This window comes from Constantimarinum furrinae, assembly GCF_014295415.1.
Classification (GTDB): domain Bacteria; phylum Bacteroidota; class Bacteroidia; order Flavobacteriales; family Flavobacteriaceae; genus Constantimarinum; species Constantimarinum furrinae.
Map to the genome: position 1 here is coordinate 2,456,259 of NZ_CP052909.1, position 18,397 is coordinate 2,474,655.

Sequence of the window (18,397 nt, forward strand, 5' to 3'; positions counted from 1 at the left end):
ATGTGCCTTGTCTCCGGAGAGTTAGACCTAAATGTACAAAAATTTTAAATATAACGGTTCGCTATGATCCTACTTTATAATTATCGTCCCAGTCCTTTACATGTGGTTCGCCTAGCTTGCCCTGAGATTTCGCTACCATCATGGAAACGGTAGCATCCCCTGTTACATTTACGACGGTTCTGCACATGTCCAGCGGACGGTCGACGGCAAAGATCAATGCAAGTCCGGCTTCTGGGATACCTGCCTGGGCCAAAACGATAACCAGCATAACCATTCCCGCACCGGGAACAGCAGCCGAGCCAATAGAGGCCAACGTAGCAGTCGCTATGATTCCTAATTGTGTTCCAAAGGAAAGGTCCATTCCGAAGGCCTGCGCAATAAAAACCGCAGCTACAGCCTGATATAAACTAGTTCCGTCCATATTGATGGTAGCTCCAATAGGTAATACAAAACTGGTCACCTCTTTTTTCACTCCCAGATGCTCTTCTACCCGCTCCATGGTTACGGGGAGGGTTGCAGCACTCGAACTGGTTGAAAATGCCAGTAGCTGAGCGGGACCAATTCCGTTGAGGAAAAAACTAGGTGTTTTCTTGGTAAACACCCAAACCAGGGTAATATATACGCCAATCATGATTATAAGACCACCAACTACACAGAGTGCGTACATTCCAAGGGCCGCAAAGAGATCGGCACTTGGAGCTTCCACAACCAGAGCAGCAAGTAATGCGAACACCCCGTAAGGAGCAGCCAGCATGATGAGATCGATCATTTTAAGTATAACCTCATTAAAACCGTCGAAGAAATCCTTGACCGGTTTGGCTGTTTTCTCAGGAATGAGAATCAATCCGATTCCAAAGAAAATAGCAAAGAAAATTACCTGTAACATATTTCGGTTGCTCGAAGCTGCACCGATGATATTATCAGGAACAAGGTCGACTAAAGCCTGTAATGGCCCGGCTTCTTTCTGTTTTTGAGCTTCCATACGTCGGGACTCGGCTTCACCGCCATAGGCTTCTACCAATTCGTTTCTGGTATCTTCAGAAATAGTCCCTCCGGGTTTTACAAGATTTACGACTGCGAGTCCGATGGAAACCGCAATTACCGTAGTAACTATATAGGTTAATATGGTGCGTAAGCCCATCTTAGACAGGCTTGAAATATCTTTTAAGTCTGAAACTCCTTTGATCAAAGATGCCAGGATCAATGGAACTGCGATTAATTTAAGGGCATTGATAAAGATGGTTCCAAATGGTTTTATCCAATCTCCAATAAATCCGGCACCCCATTCAAAATTTGTAAGGATCAATGCAAACACGACTCCGAGAGCCATTCCCAATAAAATTTGCCAGTGTAGTGCCAGTTTTTTCATAGTATCAATGTCGTTTTAATTTTTACAATTTAGAAAGTTTATTCAACAACCAAAAATCGGCTAGCACCAAGGCTGCCATAGCTTCAACAATAGGGACTGCTCTGGGAACCACACAGGGGTCGTGTCGCCCTTTTCCCTGCATTTCGATAGTTTGTCCGTCTTTATTTATAGTCTGTTGTTTTTGCATCAAAGTGGCTACCGGTTTAAAGGCAACATTAAAATAGATATCTTGCCCGTTGCTTATTCCTCCCTGTACTCCCCCGCTATTGTTGGTTTTTGTACTGCCGTCTTCATTAAAAAGATCATTGTGTTCACTTCCTCTAAGCCGAGTGCCTTTAAATCCGCTGCCAAATTCAAAACCTTTAACAGCATTTATGGAGAGCATAGCTTTACCCAATTGTGCATGCAGTTTATCGAAAACAGGTTCTCCCAGACCTACAGGAACATTTTCGATCACACAGCTTACCACGCCACCTACAGTGTCTCCCTGCTTTCTGATATTTCGTATAAGCGCTTCCATCATATCGGCCATTTCAGGGTCGGCACATCGCACCGGATTATTTTCAATGGTTTTGAAGTCTAATTTTGAATAATGCTTTTCCAGCATTAACTCTCCCACGCCCGAAACATAAGCAGTGATCCTAATGTCTTTTAGCAACTGTTTCGCGATAGCTCCTGCCACTACTCTGCAAGCGGTCTCCCGGGCCGATGATCTACCTCCTCCGCGAAAATCCCGTATTCCGTATTTTTTATCGTATGTGAGATCGGCATGCGACGGACGGTAAGTTTCTTTTATATGACTGTAATCCTTTGATTTCTGATCAGTATTTTCAATGATGAATCCTATAGGTGTTCCTGTGGTTGTCCCTTCAAAGATTCCCGAAAGGAACTTAACTTCGTCCTCCTCTTTTCGTTGGGTAACAATAGCCGACTGACCCGGTTTTCGTCTGGTCATTTCCTTCTGAATAGCCTCCAGATCAAGAGATAACCCGGCAGGACAACCATCAATGATCCCGCCTATGGCTTCGCCATGAGATTCCCCAAAAGTGGTGAGTTTAAAAATGTTTCCGAAGGAGTTGCCTGCCATTTAAGCGTTTTCAACAAATGTAATTTTTATAATTGAATCTGAAAAATAAAGTACTTGCATACTATTCCAAGGCCGTATACTCAAAAAACCAACCTTAGATCATATTTACACATGTCTTTTAAACCAAGGCTAATCCCTCAGTTTTGTTATCTTTATAAAAAAATATGAAAATGAAATATGCACTTTTTCTGGCAGTGTTGCCATTGGTCTTTAGTTGTAATTCTTCAGATGATTCAGATATACAACCGGAACCCGATGTATCCTCCTTTCCATTAACAGCGGGTACTTATTGGACCTATAACAACACCAACGATCAAGGGCTTTCCCGGGATTCGCTATATGTGGTTGCACCCGGTTCAACAACCGGGGAAAATTACACTGCCCTGAACGCTCCCGATCCGATAAACGGATTTATGACCACGATGTTCTCGAATGGGGAATTAAGGGCAGCAGCCGACTTAAAATTATATTATCGAGGTGAATTGAGTGCTCCAATCGAAGGTATTCCCGATATCGTTATTCCTATTGAGGATCTTATACTATACGATATGCTAGGTGACACAGAAGAATTGGGCGCTGTTTCAGGGATGATCGAGACCGTAGTAAACGAAGTTCCTCTGGTGATCGATTACACCATCACCAGCAATCAACTTTCAGTGATCATTGGCGACGATTTTGAGAATGGAATTTCTACCTATTCCCCTGAGACCGAACTTGTGGTAAACCTCTCGATCACTGCTCAGATCGAAATAGGCGGTATAACTATTCCGGTACCTGTACTCGCACCACAGGATGTATTGGTGGCAACAAACAACTACACACAGCGTATCGGCCTGACCGATTCGGTGGTGGAGATCAACTATGAATTGGAAGACCTAAGTGGCTTCGGAATAACCCTACCCTTTCCACCTATGGGATCATCAACATCCACTCAGTTACTGGATACCTACGAAATTGCCGAATAAAGGATAAGTTTAAATAAGTGCTCTTCTTAAAATGGTTACGGGATGCAAGGCTTCACGCGCTGTTCCGTCCTTGATCTGATGCCTGCAACTGGTGCCATTGGCTGCTATGATGGTGTTGATTCCTGCTTTTCTAACCGCGGGAAATAATTTCAGTTCCCCTATCTTCATACTCACTTCATAGTGTTCCTTTTCGAAACCAAAACTCCCAGCCATACCGCAACAACCTGAAGGAATGATGGTTGGTTTGTAATTTTCAGGCAGGTTTAGAATATCGAAAGTAATTTTTTGGTTGCTTAATGCCTTCTGATGGCAGTGCACATGGAGCTTTATGTTTTTCTCTTCGGAAGTAAATGCTTCGGAAGTAATCTTACCCTTCTGCATTTCGGAAGTCAGAAATTCTTCAATAAGAAACGTATGTGCTGCGATGTGCCTAGCCGAAACGATATCATCTGCCAACCGAAGAAATTCATCCCTGAAGCCTAGTATTGCCGAGGGTTCTATGCCTATCAACGGAGTCTCAAGACTTATCTTGTCCCTTAAATAAGCAATATTATAATTAACCTGAGTCTTTGCTTCTTCTAAAAATCCTTTCGAAATGAGCGCTCTGCAACTATCCAGTTTATCGACGATCTCTACACGGTAGCCCAATCTGCTCAATAATTCATAAGCATCTTCGGCAATTTCGGCATCTAAATAATTGCTGAATTCATCAACAAATAAGTATATTTTTGTTTTTGTAACATCCTGAACTATAGACTTATGTATCCTCTTACTGAAATTTTTAGTTGAAAGCTTAGGAATGCTCCTTTTTTCTGAAATTCCACTCCATTTCTTTACCCAATTCGAAGTCATGCGGTTGCTAATAATAGCGTTATACATTCCTCTGAAAGGATAGGCCTTTTTTTGATACTGACTGCTTTTCCCAAAGAACTTGGTGTTTCTAGTAACTCCATTTGCCTTGTTGAATTGGTACAAAAATTCGGCCTTTGCAGTAGCTATGTCCACATTGCTGGGGCATTCGGAAGCACAGGCCTTGCAGCTAATACAAAGGTCGAACACCTCTTTTAACTCCCCTGAATTAAATTTATTTTGAGCAGTATTGGTCGTAAGTACTTCCCGTAGCGCGTTGGCTCTTGCCCTGGTGGTGTCCTTTTCGTTTCGAGTGGCATGGTAACTGGGACACATGGCTCCGGCCGCGTTTTCAGTCTTTCGGCAATCCCCGCTCCCATTGCACTTTTCTGCTAAGCGAAGGATGCCTTGCGAATCATTAAAATCGAACCGGGTAGCAATCTTTGGTTCTTTTCTTCCGGGCGTATAACGCAGCGACTCATCCATTTTAAAAGCGTCCACGATCTTCCCACGATTAAGGATCCCCATAGGGTCGAAAGCCGTTTTAATACGTTTTAAGAGGGCGTAGTTGGCTTCGCCGACCAACAGCGGTAAAAATTCCGCTCTTACAATGCCATCGCCGTGTTCTCCCGAAAATGAGCCATTATACTTTTTCGTGAGCCTTGCGACATTGGTCGTTATCTTTCTGAAAAATTCTACATCCTCTTTGTTTTTTAAATTCAGTATCGGACGTAGATGCAGTTCCCCCGCACCTGCATGTGCATAATACACGGCTTGCTGATCGAACTGAGTCATCAACGCTGTGAATTCTGAAATAAATGCCGGCAAATCCTCTAATGCCACAGCAGTGTCTTCAATACAAGCAACTGCCTTATCATCCCCCACCATATTACCTAATAGTCCCAGGCCTGCTTTTCGTAATTCCAGCGCCATAGTGATCTCTTCTTCACGTAGCACGGGTCTTGTGTAACTTAATCCCGATGCTGAAAGTGACTGCAATAAGGAAGTGGTTTGCGATTCCAGTTCATTAACCGAATGAGATCGTAATTCGAGTAATAGTACTGCTCTGGGGCTGCCTTCCACAAAGAATCGATAAGGCTCATAGGTTTTATTTTCCTTGGTTCTATCCAGAATTACATTATCCATGAGCTCACAAGTATACAAATCGTGTTTCATGGCAACGATCACATCCTCCAAGCACGCTTCCATGCTGGTGTAATGAGCTGCTACAACCGTGGTTTCGGTGGGTGGCAGATCGTCTAATTGTAGCGTGATCTCGGTAGTAAAAGCCAGTGTCCCTTCGCTTCCGCAAAGCAGTGAACACAGGTTTAATAATGTATTACTTTCAGAAAATGCTTCAGTGTGTAATAGAAGGTCTACGGCATAACCGGTATTTCGTCGGTGTATCTTAGGATTGGGAAATTCCTTTTTTATCTCCTTTTGAACTTCTTCCGAAGATAATTCAGCAAAAAGGGTACGATACACAGAACCTTCAAGGGTATTCTCCTTTTGTTTTTCTAACAGAACTTCTTTTGAAATATCTTCGAAAACAACCTCCTCTCCGTTAGAAAGCACGGTTTTTAATCGAATGACCTTATCCCGTGTCACGCCGTATTTTATGGAAGTGGTACCACTGGAGTTGTTCCCAACCATCCCTCCTATCATACAACGATTAGACGTAGAAGTATTAGGACCAAAAAAAAGACCGAATTCCTTCAGATAATTATTTAATTCATCTCTTATAACACCGGGCTGCACCGTAACGGTTTTATCGTCGAGGTTAAGATTCAGGATTTTAGTAAAATATTTAGAAATATCTACTATTATTCCATCCCCTACACATTGTCCCGCCAGCGAGGTTCCTGCAGCACGCGGGATCAAAGAAATATTATGAGAATTTGCAAAGGAAATAAGCTGAACGATGGCGCTCTCATCCTTAGGAAAAGCTACAGCCAGCGGTACTTTGCGATATACAGAAGCATCGGTGGCATAAATAGATCTATGTAGGTCATCGAAGTAAAACTCTCCGTTGAATTCCTGCCCGAATCTGCTTAATGTTGCTTTCATATTTCTTCTGGTAAATGTAAAAAATGCATTTCACTTCTTTAACATAAGTTAACTAAAAGACATATCATTATTGGCAGGCTATTAACAAGACACCACGGGCAATAGAAGTATTTTTATGGTCGTAATAACTAAAACAAACTTAATTATGAAAAAACTCTTATTAATGGCTGTAATTGTTGTGGGATTCTCTTTAGAGGCATCTGCTCAGGAAATTTCTAAAAATGCGCTTGGTCTACGTTTGGGAGACAGTGATGGTTTCGGTACTGAAGTGAACTATCAAAGAGCTGTTGGAGATAATAACAGACTTGAATTTGGTCTGGGCTGGAGAAGCAACAAAAATTTTGATGCTTATAAATTAGTGGGTCTTTATCAATGGGTTTGGAATATTGATGGGGGCTTTAACTGGTACGTAGGAGTTGGTGGTGGTGTAGGACAAGTTGATTTTGACCCCGATTTCCCCGGTGTTGATGATGATGAAACTTTCGTATTTGCAGCTGCAGATATTGGAATCGAATACAATTTTGACATTCCGTTGATGCTGTCTCTTGATTTCAGGCCAGAATTTGGATTCGGAGATTACAGGGATGATGTAGACTTTGATATCGCCCTGGGAATCAGGTATCAGTTTTAGATTTTAGATTTTAGATTTATTTGAAAAACCCTGCTTCGGCAGGGTTTTTACTTTTATAATTTAGGGAAAAACCTTTTTTATCCTTCAAATTTTTATTGCAACTTTATGAAAATTCTTTATAACGATGGAGACCTATTATGTGGATGTCCACTGCCATCCTGCCCTAAAACCATACAGTAAGAGCTTTAAATACGAACCACCTAAGCAGAATATGCTTGATGCCGGTAGAAAAAATTCGATCTGGCATTACAGTCCGCCAACCGTTCTCGAAAAATTCGTGAACAGGATGGTAACTCTTACCAAATTTACCCAAACAGATATGACGGCGCTCGCAAAAGCAAAAACTAAAGTGGTGATCGTAAGCCTGTATCCCTTCGAAAAACATTTTCTTACACGAAATATACTCGGATTAAAAGGCATTACCGATTTGTTGGTAAATCTCGCAGCAAGTATAAGTCAGAAGCGCCTGGACTACGTAAGAAGCCACAATTCGTACTTCCAGGAGTTGATAGATGAATACGATTATTATATGCAATTGGTTAATGAGGTACAAAAGGTCGATGGTATTTTTTATACCTACAGGCTGGTGAGCAGTTTTAAGGAAATAGAAGAAAACCTGCAGCAGGAAACAGAATCCCGGAAGATCATTAGTATTATCACCTCTATAGAAGGCGGACATGCTTTCAATACCGGTCTGGACATGAACAACAACACGGGCAAAAAGGAAGAGGTTCTTCAAAATGTCGTAGCGGTCAAAAACTTGAAGCACAGACCCCTTTTTATCACCTTCGCACATCATTTTTATAATGAACTATGCGGCCACGCACGAAGTATTAGTATTGGGGCATTAAAAAAGAATCAGGATCGCGGATTAAATTCGGGAATAACTCCATTGGGAATCGAGGTGATCCGGGAATTACTCAATAACGATCAGGGAAAGCGAATTCCATTGGATGTAAAACATATGAGTACAGCTTCCCGCAAAGCTTATTACGAGCTACTCGACACAAACTATGCTAGTGAAAATATACCTGTAATAGCAAGTCATGGCGCTGCGAATGGTATGCGTTCTCTGGTTCAGTGGGACCAAACCGATTATCCGAAGCGTGCCGAAATGTTCAACAACCTCGATATCAATTTTTACGACGACGAGATCATTAGAATTGCGTTGAGCAGCGGTTTGTTTGGTATTCAGCTCGACGAGCGCAGAATTGGAAGTAAAAAGGCAATTCGCAGATCAAAGATCTATTTTCCGAATAAAAGAAAACAACTCATTAAAAAATCTTTACTCGTATGGCGGCAGGTAGAACATATAGCCGAAGTGCTCAATAAAGAAGGCTTGTTTTGTTGGGGAATTCAGTCAATAGGCAGCGACTTCGACGGGATCGTCGATCCAATAAACGGACTATGGACTGCCGAAAATATTAAGGATCTGGGTGAGGAATTGTTAAATTACGCGAACACATATTTAGATGAGAACAGAGATAAGCTGGAGGAATTCAATCGAATCTCAGCACAAGTCATCGTAGAACGTGTTTTACGGGATAATGCAATGGAATTTATTAAACGAAATTATTGATCCGGAGTCCTAAATACCACCGGCAATTCTTGCCTTTTAAATTTCACCAAAGTAAAAAGTTGAGTGATCACTGTAGTTACAAAATCACCGGGTTTGGGGGATCTTCCGCCTATTTCAACGACAACATTTTCCTTTTCTTTCAACACTTTAGTTACGGAAATGGTAGAACCACCGGTTGACAACTCCCCTGCATTCAGGAATACGGCGGTTTCTTCTTCAAAATTGATCTCGGGAATTGGTATTCCGGGCTTTCGCGTACTGTTTATCTTACCGAAGATCTTCTCCAATTCCTTTTGATCGCTAATCACAATATTCTTCTTCTCGGTGATATTACTGTGACTTCCGCTTAAAACTTCAGTAAAGGAGATCTCGACTTGTTCGGCTTTTGCTGAAGCAGAACTTCCACAGCTGTTTATTCCGAAGAAAACCAAGAATAAAGGTATAGCGATATTATAAAACTTTAGAGGTAGCATTTTCATAGACCGATTCGTATAATGGAATAATATTTTTAGTATCGAATTTCATGGCAGCTTGTTTCGCCTGACTTTTAAATTTTTGAAGCGTTTCAGGATCTTTGAGGATCTTAAGTGCATTCTTAGCCATATCTTCAACGTCTCCCACATCGCTTAAGAAACCGCTGAAGCCTTGCTCATTCACTTCTACCAATCCGCCGGTATTACTTGAAATAACAGGCACTCCGGTTGCCATAGCCTCAAGAGCAGCCAGACCAAAGCTCTCTTTCTCTGAAGGAAGTAAGAACAGATCACTAAAACAAAGGATCTTATTTATCTCACTGCTGTTTCCCAGAAATATGACCTTGTCATCGATTCCCAGTTTGCGGCAAAGAGCTTCGGAAGGTTCTTTTTCGGGTCCTTCTCCAACGATAAGGAGCTTAGAGGGAATTTCTTTTTGTATTCTGAAGAAAATTTCGATCACATCGTCGATGCGTTTTACCGGACGTAAATTACTGATATGCGTTATAATTCTCTCATGCTTTTCGGCCATAAGATCGCGCTGACAGTCGGTGAACGGATTAGAGTATTTAGCAACATCTATAAAGTTCGGTACTACATTGATATCGTTATTAATATCGAAGAGGCGCAAGGTATCTTCCTTAAGACTTTCAGAGACCGACGTAACTACATCACTATTATTAATACTGAAGGTAACCGCCGGTTTGTATACCGGATGACTTCCTACGAGGGTAATATCTGTTCCGTGTAAGGTAGTCACCATAGGAATATGAATACCTTCCTCGGCCAGGATCTGCTTTGCCATATACCCGGCATAGGCATGCGGGATCGCGTAATGAACATGTAAAAGGTCGATCTTATAGAGTTTTACCATATCAACCAATTTACTCGAAAGTGCCAGCTCATACGGCTGATAATGAAATAAAGGATAATCGGGTACCGACACCTCGTGATAATGAATCTTTCTGGAAATAAGTTCGAGGCGAACCGGTTGCTTATAGGTAATAAAATGCACTTCATGTCCGCGTTCGGCAAGAGCAATACCTAATTCCGTAGCAACTACGCCACTTCCTCCAAATGTTGGATAACAGACTATGCCTATTTTCATCTAAGCTAATTTTTAATATTAATAATCGATCGCTTCATAGATCGCGGCCTGTATGTTACTTCTCAGATCACTACTAATCAATCTGCGGTTATCTGCAGAAGGATATGTTCGGTTCGATAAAAATACATAAACGATCTCTTGTTCGGGGTCGGCCCAGGTAAAAGTACCGGTAAATCCGCTGTGCCCAAAACTTGTCATGGAAACACAGCCACAGGTCGGTCCGCTCTCTCCCAATTGTGGTTTATCGAATCCTACACCTCTTCTAACGTCATTATCACAATAGTAACAGGTATTGAAAGCGTCCAACGTTTCCGGTTTAAAATAACGTTCTCCTCCGTAATACCCCTTCCAAAGATACATTTGCATGATCTTCGCTATATCATTGGCATTACTAAAAAGTCCGGCATGACCACTCACGCCACCAAGCATTGCAGCTCCTTGGTCGTGAACATACCCGTGAACTTTCTGCATTCTAAAAGATCTATCCTCTTCAGTGGGAACGATATCGGCTTTTGAAAACTTATTCAATGGCAGATACGTAGTATAATTAGCTCCCAAAGATTCATAAAGATTGCGCTGTACCAATTCATCCAGCGATGTCCCGTAGAATTCTTCAAGGTATTTCTTTAAAATATAGTAAGGAAGATCGCTATACTTATAGCCTGTTCTTGGTCTCAGATCACTTGTTCTGATGGTTTCAAAAATACTGTCTTTGTAATCGTTTCGCATATACAAGTCTTCAGCTACCTTTAATGAAAAATCCTTGGTAGCTTCCTTTGAATAGTATTTTGAGGCCGGTTGTTTTGTAACCGAATCCAAGGTGCTCACATAAAAGGGAATCCACGCTTGAAGTCGGGCGTAGTGAGACATCATGTCCTTAATGGTAATATCCTTTTTGTTTGAAGTCTTATATTCGGGAAGCATCTCAGATAATTTCGTATCCATAGTGATCGTACCCCGGTCTACGAGCTCCATGACCATAGGGAGTGCCGCGAGTATTTTTGTGAGAGATGCAAGGTCGTAGACATCATCATCCTTTACCGAATTCTTCTTATCCTGAGTATGATAACCGAAATTTTTTGAATAGATCACCTTTCCTTTTCTGGCTACCAGGATCTGAGCACCCGGATACATATTGCCCCATAACCCAAGTTTAGCAAGCGAATCGATTTTTTTTAACTTATACGAATTAACGCCTACACTTTCAGGTGTGCCGTACTGCAAGCGTTTTAAGGATTTGGTTTCGTAGTGGGTATTTACCGGAAAATCCTCTCCCAATGAAACGGGAAGCTTTCCCCTGGCTTCTCTGGCACCAAAAATTAACTGAGCAGAAAGCTCCTGCGCTACTTCGCTGTTCTGATAGGACATGATAATACCTTCAAAATTAGCACTGGTCTTCAGATCCAATAAGGCATATGGTCTTGCAAACACATCGAGTATTACCGTATTTGTCCTTGCGATCTCATAGATCCAAACGAGTTCCTTTTCCGTAAATTTATAATCCTTCCAGGGATTGTCATTCGATTTGTGAAACCCGATAATGACATAGTTATAAGGTTTTAATTTTTCAACATAATTGTCTAAGCTGTTGGCTTTGATCCAGTCTACATCGGCATACTTTCGCAATTGTGCTAGAAATGCCGTACCGTCGTCGTCACCAAAATTAACGTAGGCTATTTTTTTCTTTTGAAGATCCTTAATGGGAAGAATAGCCAATTTATTTTCAAGTATGGTTAGAGATTTTTCAACGGCTTCTTCATTCAATGCTTTATCGATCACTGAATTTAAGTCCTCATAAAGATAATTTGTATTTATTGGCTTATAATTATGTAAACCCACTACATATTTCGCGTATAGTATTTTCTTTACTGAATGCGCCAGACGCTCCTCTGTGATAACTCCTTCACGATAGCCATTTACTAATAATTCATGTGCTTTTGGTATATTTTCCGAAATAAGCAGCACGTCATTTCCGGCTAAAAAAGCTGCCAAATCGATCTCTCCGGGCTGTTTAAAATCTGCAGCACCTTTCATATTGAGGGCATCGGTGAAAATAAGACCGTTGAAACCCAATTGCCCTTTCAGCATATCTGTCACGATCACTTTTGAAAGGGATGAAGGGTATCCCAATCGGTCTTCCAGCGCCGGAATATTTAAATGAGCCACCATAACGCTACTTAATCCTTCACGAATAAGCCGTTTGTATGGATATAGCTCTACACTGTCTATACGTTCTTTTGAGAATGCAATAGTAGGCAGGGTTTTATGTGAATCCTGGTCGGTGTCACCATGTCCCGGAAAATGTTTCGCATTGGCCAGAATTCCTGCACTTTGCATACCTTTCATAAATGCAAGTGATTTCTCAGTTACATTTTCCTTGTCCTCTCCAAAAGAACGGTTTCCTATAATAGGGTTCTTCGGATTGGTATTAATATCAACCACAGGGGCAAAATTTATATGTACCCCCAACCGTTTGGAATGCTCCCCAATTCGCCGGCCAACACGCTCTACTACTTTGTTATCGGTAATTGCACCCAGTGTCATATTCCATGGATAGGCAAAGGTAGAATCCAATCGCATGGCCAACCCCCATTCGGCATCCATCCCTATCATAAGCTTTACCTTAGATAACTCTTGAAATTCATTGCATAATTTCGCCTGTCGATTAGGTCCACCCTTCGAAAAAATTACTCCGCCTATATAATAATTTCGAATGAGTTCTTTTATCTTATCGGTTTTTGATTTTGGATCACTAGAAAAGACATCGACCATAAACAACTGACCAACTTTTTCCTGAAGTGACATATTTCCATAGATGCTATCTACCCATTTTTGCTGGTTGGGATAGTCATTTTCTAATATAAGCGGGTTTATTTGCTGGGAATAAACTGTAAGGCAGGCCAGTATAAAAAGTGAGGCTAAAAGAATTTTTTTCATACACCGAAAGATACAAAAACTATGCTAAAAATCTTCCGTGCCAACTGTCTTTTAAAGGCACTTCCCAGTCTTCAAGATATTCGGCTTTGGTATTTACCAAATTGTTGAAAACCACCGTATTTTGGGATACCGACCGGTTTTTAACCATCTTTTTAAAATCGTTAAGCGGTTTGTGTGCAATGTAGTCACCGTTGTAATAAGTGACATTCATTTTATCGAGCAGATCTACCTCGAATTCCTTTTCTAACGATTGAATAAAATGTACTGAAGCATCAATACTGCACCCTGAAGCAGAAGCATTAGACTGATTAAGACCGATTACAATAAATCGCTGGTATTTTATTTCGAATCCGGCTTCCAGGTCGGTACCATGGGCCGTCCACTTTTCTAAAAAAGCTTTGGTTTTACTGGCTATCTGTTCAACTTCCCCATCAGAAAGTTTTCGATTAGCCTGATAGATCCATATTCTTGATTCGCTTGGTAAATTCTTAAAATCTGTGAGCATAGTTATAAATCGGCTGCAGTGGCGATCATTTCGGCTACATCCATTACTTTAATTTCGCCTTCCTTTTCTTTTCCTTTAACACCATCGGTCATCATGGTATTGCAAAACGGGCATGCCGCCGCAATAATAGATGGTTTGGTTTCTATGGCTTCTTCGGTGCGCTCAATATTTACATCCTTATTGCCGGGTTCGGGTTCTTTAAACATTTGGGCACCTCCGGCTCCACAGCAGAGTCCGCGTGATTTGCAACGCTTCATCTCGACCAGTTCTACTTCCAGTTTTTGAAGTAATTCCCTAGGAGCTTCATATTCATTATTTGCTCTTCCCAAATAGCAGGGATCGTGAAAAGTGATCCGTTTCCCTTTAAATTTTCCTCCTTCAACCTTCAATCTTCCTTCGTTGAGTAAGGATTTGAGAAACTGAGTATGATGAACCACCTCGTAATTGCCACCTAATTCGGGATATTCATTCTTAATGGTATTAAAGCAATGCGGACAAGCAGTGACTATTTTTTTTACTTCATAAGCATTGAGTACTTCAATGTTCCCCATCGCCTGCATTTGGAACAAAAATTCATTTCCGGCACGTTTGGCGGGATCACCCGTACAACTTTCCTCGGTTCCCAGAACGGCAAAGTCAATTTTAGCCTTGTGTAATAGCTTAACAAAGGCTTTGGTGATCTTTTTTGCCCGGTCGTCGAAACTACCGGCACACCCTACCCAGAACAAGACTTCCGGTTGTTTGCCTTCGGCCAGATACTCGGCCATTGTTGGGACTTTTATCGTTTCGCTCATCTTTCCTTATTTTAATCTTCAAACACCTGAATAGTCACTTCTTTCTTCACCAGATCTGTGAATTTCCCGTTGTAGCGTGTGGCCTTTACCATGTGATTGTCCACCCAATGATAATTTCCTCCCCGAGGTTTACCCATGAGTAACGAATGATATTTAAAGCCATGCTTTTTTAACCAGGTTTCCGTGACTTGCCGGTGTTCCTCTGTTCTGGAGGTGAAGAAACATATTATGTGTCCTTGATCATACCATTTGTTCAGGGTTTTCAGAGCATCGGGAAACGGCTCACAGGTGGCCATTCGTTCCGGTTCTTCATTGGGCACATCATCGGTGATAGTCCCATCTATATCGATCAGGTAGTTCTTAACATTCTCGGGCAATACAGGACTTACGTGTTCCCCGTTTACTGCGGTTTCCCGCAATAAATTATTTATATTTTGCTTCTCCATCATTGTTCATTTTTCCAGTTAAGCCGGTCCATCTGGTTGTAAGGCCAAGGGGCACCGTTATTTTCAATATTTGTCATAGCGCCATTAAGTTCCATAGGCGCCGCAGACTGTTCCATTACAAGATACTGACGCATATCCATTATGATAGAAAGTGGATCAATACTTACAGGACAGGCCTCGACACACGCATTGCAGGTAGTACATGCCCACAATTCTTCTCTAGTGATATAATCGTCCAGTAATTGTTTTCCATCAGACTTGAATTCGCCGTTCTTATCAATATTCTTTCCAATTTCCTCCAATCGATCACGGGTGTCCATCATGATCTTTCGGGGTGATAGTTTTTTACCCGTAATATTAGCAGGGCACTCACTGGTACAACGTCCACATTCGGTACAGGTATAGGCGTTAAGTAGTTGTATCTGATTTAGATCTGTAACATCGCTTGCACCGAACTTCGCCGGAGCTTCGGCACCTTCAGCCGGCGCCGCAAAAGGATCGGCATTGGGATCCATCATCAATTTCACCTCATTTGTCACCGATTCGAGATTCTTAAATTTTCCTTTCGGAACCACTTTTCCGAGGTAAACATTGGGAAATGCAAGTATAATATGGAGATGTTTAGAGAAATAGAGATAATTCAGAAAAATAAGTATCCCAATAATATGCAGCCACCAAGCTGTGCGTTCGATAATGATCAAGGTACCTTCAGAAAAGGATTCGAATAACGGACTAAACAGTGAACTTACAGGAAACATTCCGGCCTCAACATAATGGGCGGCTCCTATTTTTTGCAATTGAAGATCGGCAGCATTCATCGTAAGGAACAGGATCATTAGGACCATTTCAAAATAGAGAATGAAATTGGCATCATTCTTTGGCCAACCGGTCATTTCCTGTGCCCAGAAGCGCTTAATTTTCTGAATATTCCTACGTGTCCAGAAAAGAATGACTCCAATTAAAACAAGGGCCGCAAGGATCTCAAAGGTGGCAATAAGGTAATCGTAAATCACTCCGGCACCTGCAAAAACACGATGTGTTCCGAAAATTCCATCAATAATGATCTCAAGTACTTCTATATTGATCACTATAAAACCAACATATACAATAATATGCAAAAGTCCCGCCATGGGGCGAACAACCATCTTTGATTGTCCAAGCGCAATGCGGAATACATTTCCCCAGCGCTCCCCTTTTTGATCTGAAGCATCTACTTTTTGCCCCAGTTTAATATTTCGAATAACCTTGCGAATATTTAAGGTAAAATACGAAATGCCTGCAATGAGGACGATTAAGAATAGAATATTTGGAAGGTATTGCATGCTTATTTCTCTGGATCTTCGGGTGGATCATATTCTTTGTTCCGCTTTCCAAATAAAGAAAAGTGAACATATCGCTTAGGATTTAGTTTCATATCCTGTAAAAGTTGTTCCAATTGTTTTGAAGCACCTTCCAGGTTATCGTATAGTTTTTCGTCTTTCAATAATTTACCAACGCTTCCTTCTCCACTATCGATTCGGGTTACGATCGAGTTAAATTGATCTACCACCTCCTGAAGATCACTTACAAGTTTCCCTGCTTCCAGTTGCGCCAGAGAATCGGAAAGTTTTGCAAAATTTTCGGCAGTTGTATCGAGATTAGTGAAGGTATTATCCAGTTTGTCTGAATTACGGGATAATACCCGATCCAGTTTTTGAGAAACCCCACTAAGGGAGTTTAAGGTGGAATTCAGATTGTTAATAGCCTCCTTCAGATTGTCTCTTGTTGGTTCATCCACTATATCGGTAAAGGCCAGAAGTAATGTATCTACGGTAGATAATGTGTTGTTTACTTTTTTTTCAAGTGGTCCAAGTGCTTTGGTTACGGCACTTAACATTCCATCTTCGATCTCACCTTTTAGTGTGTCTCCGGATTTTGCGATCAAATTCGGATTATAATCGGGATAGATTCCTAAAGACTTCCCTCCTATGAGTCCACTGCTGTAAATACGTACCAGGCTGTTCTTGGAGAAATCGAAATCCCGCTCTACGGTAAATTCAACAACCAGGTTACCACTTTTTGAAGCAAAATCTATGTTTGCTACTTTCCCAACCGTTAACCCATTAATGGTCACCGGGGCCGATCGGGACAGGCCTTCCACGTTTTGATATTCAACAAAAAAAGTACGGTGTTTTTCGAGGAGATTTGTGCCCTTTAAAAAGCTGTAACCAAAGATAAACAGTAGGATTGCACCAATAGCTAATATTCCGGTCTTTACTTCTCTTGTAAGTTTCAAAGGGTGATTTTTAGGTTCTAAACAAATTTAGAAATAAATATAGAAAAACCTTGCTATTTATCCTCGGATTTTAAGACTTCTGAAAGTTTTAGCTTTTCACCTTTTTTAAAGGCTACGATGTAACAAGAAGTGTAGCCTTTTTCCTGGGCATAGGTTTTTAAAAGCTGAATTTCATTATAATCTGAAGTCGCTCCGTAGTAATACTTGAAGAGTCCGTCTTCTTTTTTGCGATCCACGTCCTTTAAACCTTTGAAATTCTGTGGTTTGGTATCAATTTTCTTGCTGCTGGCTGCCAGCTGAACTCTAAACTCAATATCCTTGTAGATCTTTTCTTCGGTTGTTTCTATGGCCTTAACGATCTCTTCTTCCGTAATGGTTGGGTTTTGAGAACTCTCTGTAGCCAGCGAAATATTCTTTTTATACGTAAGTATTCCGTTAGCTATTTCTCTGGCCATTTCTGCCCTACCCTTCTTAGAGTTGACATAGGGCCCTTCTTCCTTATTGGTAAGGAATCCCAGCTCAACCAAAACGCTGGGCATGTAGGAACTGTGTAATACCCAAAATGGTCCCGACTTCACACTTCTATCTTTTCGTTTCAGGTTATTAACCAGGTTTCCCTGAATCAAGCTGGCAAGCATAATACTTTGATCGAGATATTCTTCCTGCATTAAGGTAAGTCCGATAAGTGATTCGGGAGAGTTTGGGTCAAATCCCGCATATTTTTCTTCATAATTATCTTCTAAAAAGATAACCTCATTCTCCTTTTTCGCCGTTTCCATGTTTTTACCCGATTTGTCAACACCCATTACAAACGTTTCGGCCCCATAAGCCTGGGTATGATGGGAGTTGCAATGAATAGATACAAATATATCGGCATCAACTTCATTGGCAATAGGTCCTCTTCGGTATAAATCGATAAAAACATCGGTAGTTCTGGTATACACGACTTTTATATCCTTATGCTGCTCAAGGATCTTCCCTACCTGAAGGGTTACATCCAAAACGATATCCTTTTCGAAAAAGCCATTACCCCTGTTTCCCGGATCCTTTCCCCCATGTCCGGCATCCAGAACCACCACAAATGGTTTTACGGTATCATTATTGAGCGTACGAAAAGATGAAAATGCAACTACTAAAATTGCAAGTACGAAAAGACAAAACAGTTTCGTTTTCATATAGGTCTAACGAAGATTAAAAGTTGATATTTTAAAAAAGTCATTTTAAAAAACACAGCCAAAAAAATATGCTTAATTTTGAGTTTTCAAAAACTAAGCCAAGATATACATAGCATTTGTAGAATTTGTGGTTCATG

At 41.1% G+C, this 18,397-nt stretch carries 15 protein-coding genes; 3 read left to right on the forward strand and 12 right to left on the reverse strand.

Features of this window, described 5'->3' with window-relative positions; genetic code table 11:
• Positions 1-61 precede the first annotated feature (61 nt).
• Together ALE3EI_RS11325 and aroC are read right to left on the reverse strand one after the other, a co-directional pair.
• Entirely contained in the window at positions 62-1,369 is a 1,308-nt protein-coding gene (locus ALE3EI_RS11325; RefSeq protein WP_186988746.1) for a dicarboxylate/amino acid:cation symporter, read from the reverse strand.
• 22 nt (positions 1,370-1,391) lie between these two features.
• Positions 1,392-2,456 carry a chorismate synthase gene (gene aroC, locus ALE3EI_RS11330; protein ID WP_186988748.1) on the reverse strand — a complete coding sequence of 355 codons (1,065 nt, stop codon included), beginning with the start codon at positions 2,454-2,456 and terminating at the stop codon, positions 1,392-1,394.
• Positions 2,457-2,626: 170 nt separating this feature from the next.
• On the opposite strand from aroC, the gene ALE3EI_RS11335 reads away from it, so the two are divergent.
• A complete protein-coding gene (locus ALE3EI_RS11335) occupies positions 2,627-3,421 on the forward strand; it encodes a hypothetical protein (RefSeq protein ID WP_186988750.1) in 795 nt (264 codons plus the stop codon).
• A 9-nt stretch (positions 3,422-3,430) separates the two neighbouring features.
• On the opposite strand, the gene ALE3EI_RS11340 is transcribed toward ALE3EI_RS11335, so the two are convergent.
• On the reverse strand, positions 3,431-6,337 hold the full coding sequence (locus ALE3EI_RS11340) for an FAD-binding and (Fe-S)-binding domain-containing protein (RefSeq protein ID WP_186988751.1): 2,907 nt from the start codon (positions 6,335-6,337) through the stop codon (positions 3,431-3,433).
• A 145-nt stretch (positions 6,338-6,482) separates the two neighbouring features.
• Between ALE3EI_RS11340 and ALE3EI_RS11345 the strand changes: the two genes are divergently transcribed.
• Both ALE3EI_RS11345 and ALE3EI_RS11350 read left to right on the forward strand, forming a co-directional pair.
• Positions 6,483-6,968 (forward strand): hypothetical protein, encoded by a 486-nt coding sequence (locus ALE3EI_RS11345; protein WP_186988753.1) that lies wholly within the window; start codon positions 6,483-6,485, stop codon positions 6,966-6,968.
• Positions 6,969-7,092: 124 nt separating this feature from the next.
• Positions 7,093-8,547, forward strand: a complete 1,455-nt coding sequence (locus tag ALE3EI_RS11350) for an amidohydrolase family protein (RefSeq protein WP_186988755.1) — start codon at positions 7,093-7,095, stop codon at positions 8,545-8,547.
• Here the strand turns inward: ALE3EI_RS11350 and ALE3EI_RS11355 are convergent.
• The 9 genes from ALE3EI_RS11355 to ALE3EI_RS11395 are packed head-to-tail and all read right to left on the reverse strand — an operon-like array spanning position 8,541 to position 18,260.
• Positions 8,541-9,026 carry a protease complex subunit PrcB family protein gene (locus ALE3EI_RS11355; RefSeq protein WP_186988757.1) on the reverse strand — a complete coding sequence of 162 codons (486 nt, stop codon included), beginning with the start codon at positions 9,024-9,026 and terminating at the stop codon, positions 8,541-8,543. The two genes, ALE3EI_RS11350 and ALE3EI_RS11355, sit on opposite strands and share 7 nt — an antisense overlap.
• Positions 8,998-10,128, reverse strand: a complete 1,131-nt coding sequence (gene bshA / locus ALE3EI_RS11360) for an N-acetyl-alpha-D-glucosaminyl L-malate synthase BshA (RefSeq protein WP_186988759.1) — start codon at positions 10,126-10,128, stop codon at positions 8,998-9,000. Before bshA ends, ALE3EI_RS11355 begins: the two co-directional genes overlap by 29 nt.
• 18 nt (positions 10,129-10,146) lie before the next feature.
• Complete coding sequence (locus ALE3EI_RS11365; protein ID WP_186988761.1) at positions 10,147-13,065, reverse strand: glycoside hydrolase family 3 N-terminal domain-containing protein; 2,919 nt, start codon at positions 13,063-13,065, stop codon at positions 10,147-10,149.
• Between the two features lie 19 nt (positions 13,066-13,084).
• Positions 13,085-13,570 (reverse strand): ABC transporter ATPase, encoded by a 486-nt coding sequence (locus ALE3EI_RS11370; protein WP_186988763.1) that lies wholly within the window; start codon positions 13,568-13,570, stop codon positions 13,085-13,087.
• Positions 13,571-13,572: 2 nt separating this feature from the next.
• Positions 13,573-14,364: a (Fe-S)-binding protein gene (locus tag ALE3EI_RS11375; protein WP_186988765.1), complete on the reverse strand. Its 792-nt coding sequence runs from the start codon at positions 14,362-14,364 to the stop codon at positions 13,573-13,575.
• 11 nt (positions 14,365-14,375) lie between these two features.
• A complete protein-coding gene (locus ALE3EI_RS11380; RefSeq protein WP_186992362.1) occupies positions 14,376-14,810 on the reverse strand; it encodes an LNS2 domain-containing protein in 435 nt (144 codons plus the stop codon).
• Positions 14,810-16,132: a (Fe-S)-binding protein gene (locus ALE3EI_RS11385; protein WP_186988767.1), complete on the reverse strand. Its 1,323-nt coding sequence runs from the start codon at positions 16,130-16,132 to the stop codon at positions 14,810-14,812. Before ALE3EI_RS11385 ends, ALE3EI_RS11380 begins: the two co-directional genes overlap by 1 nt.
• Positions 16,133-16,134: 2 nt before the next feature.
• Positions 16,135-17,085 (reverse strand): MlaD family protein, encoded by a 951-nt coding sequence (locus tag ALE3EI_RS11390; RefSeq protein WP_186988768.1) that lies wholly within the window; start codon positions 17,083-17,085, stop codon positions 16,135-16,137.
• A 53-nt stretch (positions 17,086-17,138) separates the two neighbouring features.
• The gene (locus tag ALE3EI_RS11395; protein WP_186988769.1) at positions 17,139-18,260 is read right to left on the reverse strand and encodes an N-acetylmuramoyl-L-alanine amidase family protein; all 1,122 of its coding nucleotides are present in this window, start codon (positions 18,258-18,260) and stop codon (positions 17,139-17,141) included.
• Positions 18,261-18,397: the final 137 nt, after the last annotated feature.

Excerpts from the sequence above, each read along its gene's own strand:
- aroC (WP_186988748.1), bottom strand. The coding sequence starts at position 2,456 with ATGGCAGGCAACTCCTTCGGAAACATTTTTAAACTCACCACTTTTGGG.
- ALE3EI_RS11380 (WP_186992362.1), bottom strand. The coding sequence starts at position 14,810 with ATGGAGAAGCAAAATATAAATAATTTATTGCGGGAAACCGCAGTAAAC.
- ALE3EI_RS11375 (WP_186988765.1), bottom strand. The coding sequence starts at position 14,364 with ATGAGCGAAACGATAAAAGTCCCAACAATGGCCGAGTATCTGGCCGAA.
- ALE3EI_RS11355 (WP_186988757.1), bottom strand. The coding sequence starts at position 9,026 with ATGAAAATGCTACCTCTAAAGTTTTATAATATCGCTATACCTTTATTC.
- ALE3EI_RS11370 (WP_186988763.1), bottom strand. The coding sequence starts at position 13,570 with ATGCTCACAGATTTTAAGAATTTACCAAGCGAATCAAGAATATGGATC.
- ALE3EI_RS11340 (WP_186988751.1), bottom strand. The coding sequence starts at position 6,337 with ATGAAAGCAACATTAAGCAGATTCGGGCAGGAATTCAACGGAGAGTTT.
- ALE3EI_RS11325 (WP_186988746.1), bottom strand. The coding sequence starts at position 1,369 with ATGAAAAAACTGGCACTACACTGGCAAATTTTATTGGGAATGGCTCTC.
- ALE3EI_RS11395 (WP_186988769.1), bottom strand. The coding sequence starts at position 18,260 with ATGAAAACGAAACTGTTTTGTCTTTTCGTACTTGCAATTTTAGTAGTT.
- ALE3EI_RS11350 (WP_186988755.1), top strand. The coding sequence starts at position 7,093 with ATGGAGACCTATTATGTGGATGTCCACTGCCATCCTGCCCTAAAACCA.
- bshA (WP_186988759.1), bottom strand. The coding sequence starts at position 10,128 with ATGAAAATAGGCATAGTCTGTTATCCAACATTTGGAGGAAGTGGCGTA.
- ALE3EI_RS11345 (WP_186988753.1), top strand. The coding sequence starts at position 6,483 with ATGAAAAAACTCTTATTAATGGCTGTAATTGTTGTGGGATTCTCTTTA.
- ALE3EI_RS11365 (WP_186988761.1), bottom strand. The coding sequence starts at position 13,065 with ATGAAAAAAATTCTTTTAGCCTCACTTTTTATACTGGCCTGCCTTACA.
- ALE3EI_RS11385 (WP_186988767.1), bottom strand. The coding sequence starts at position 16,132 with ATGCAATACCTTCCAAATATTCTATTCTTAATCGTCCTCATTGCAGGC.
- ALE3EI_RS11335 (WP_186988750.1), top strand. The coding sequence starts at position 2,627 with ATGAAATATGCACTTTTTCTGGCAGTGTTGCCATTGGTCTTTAGTTGT.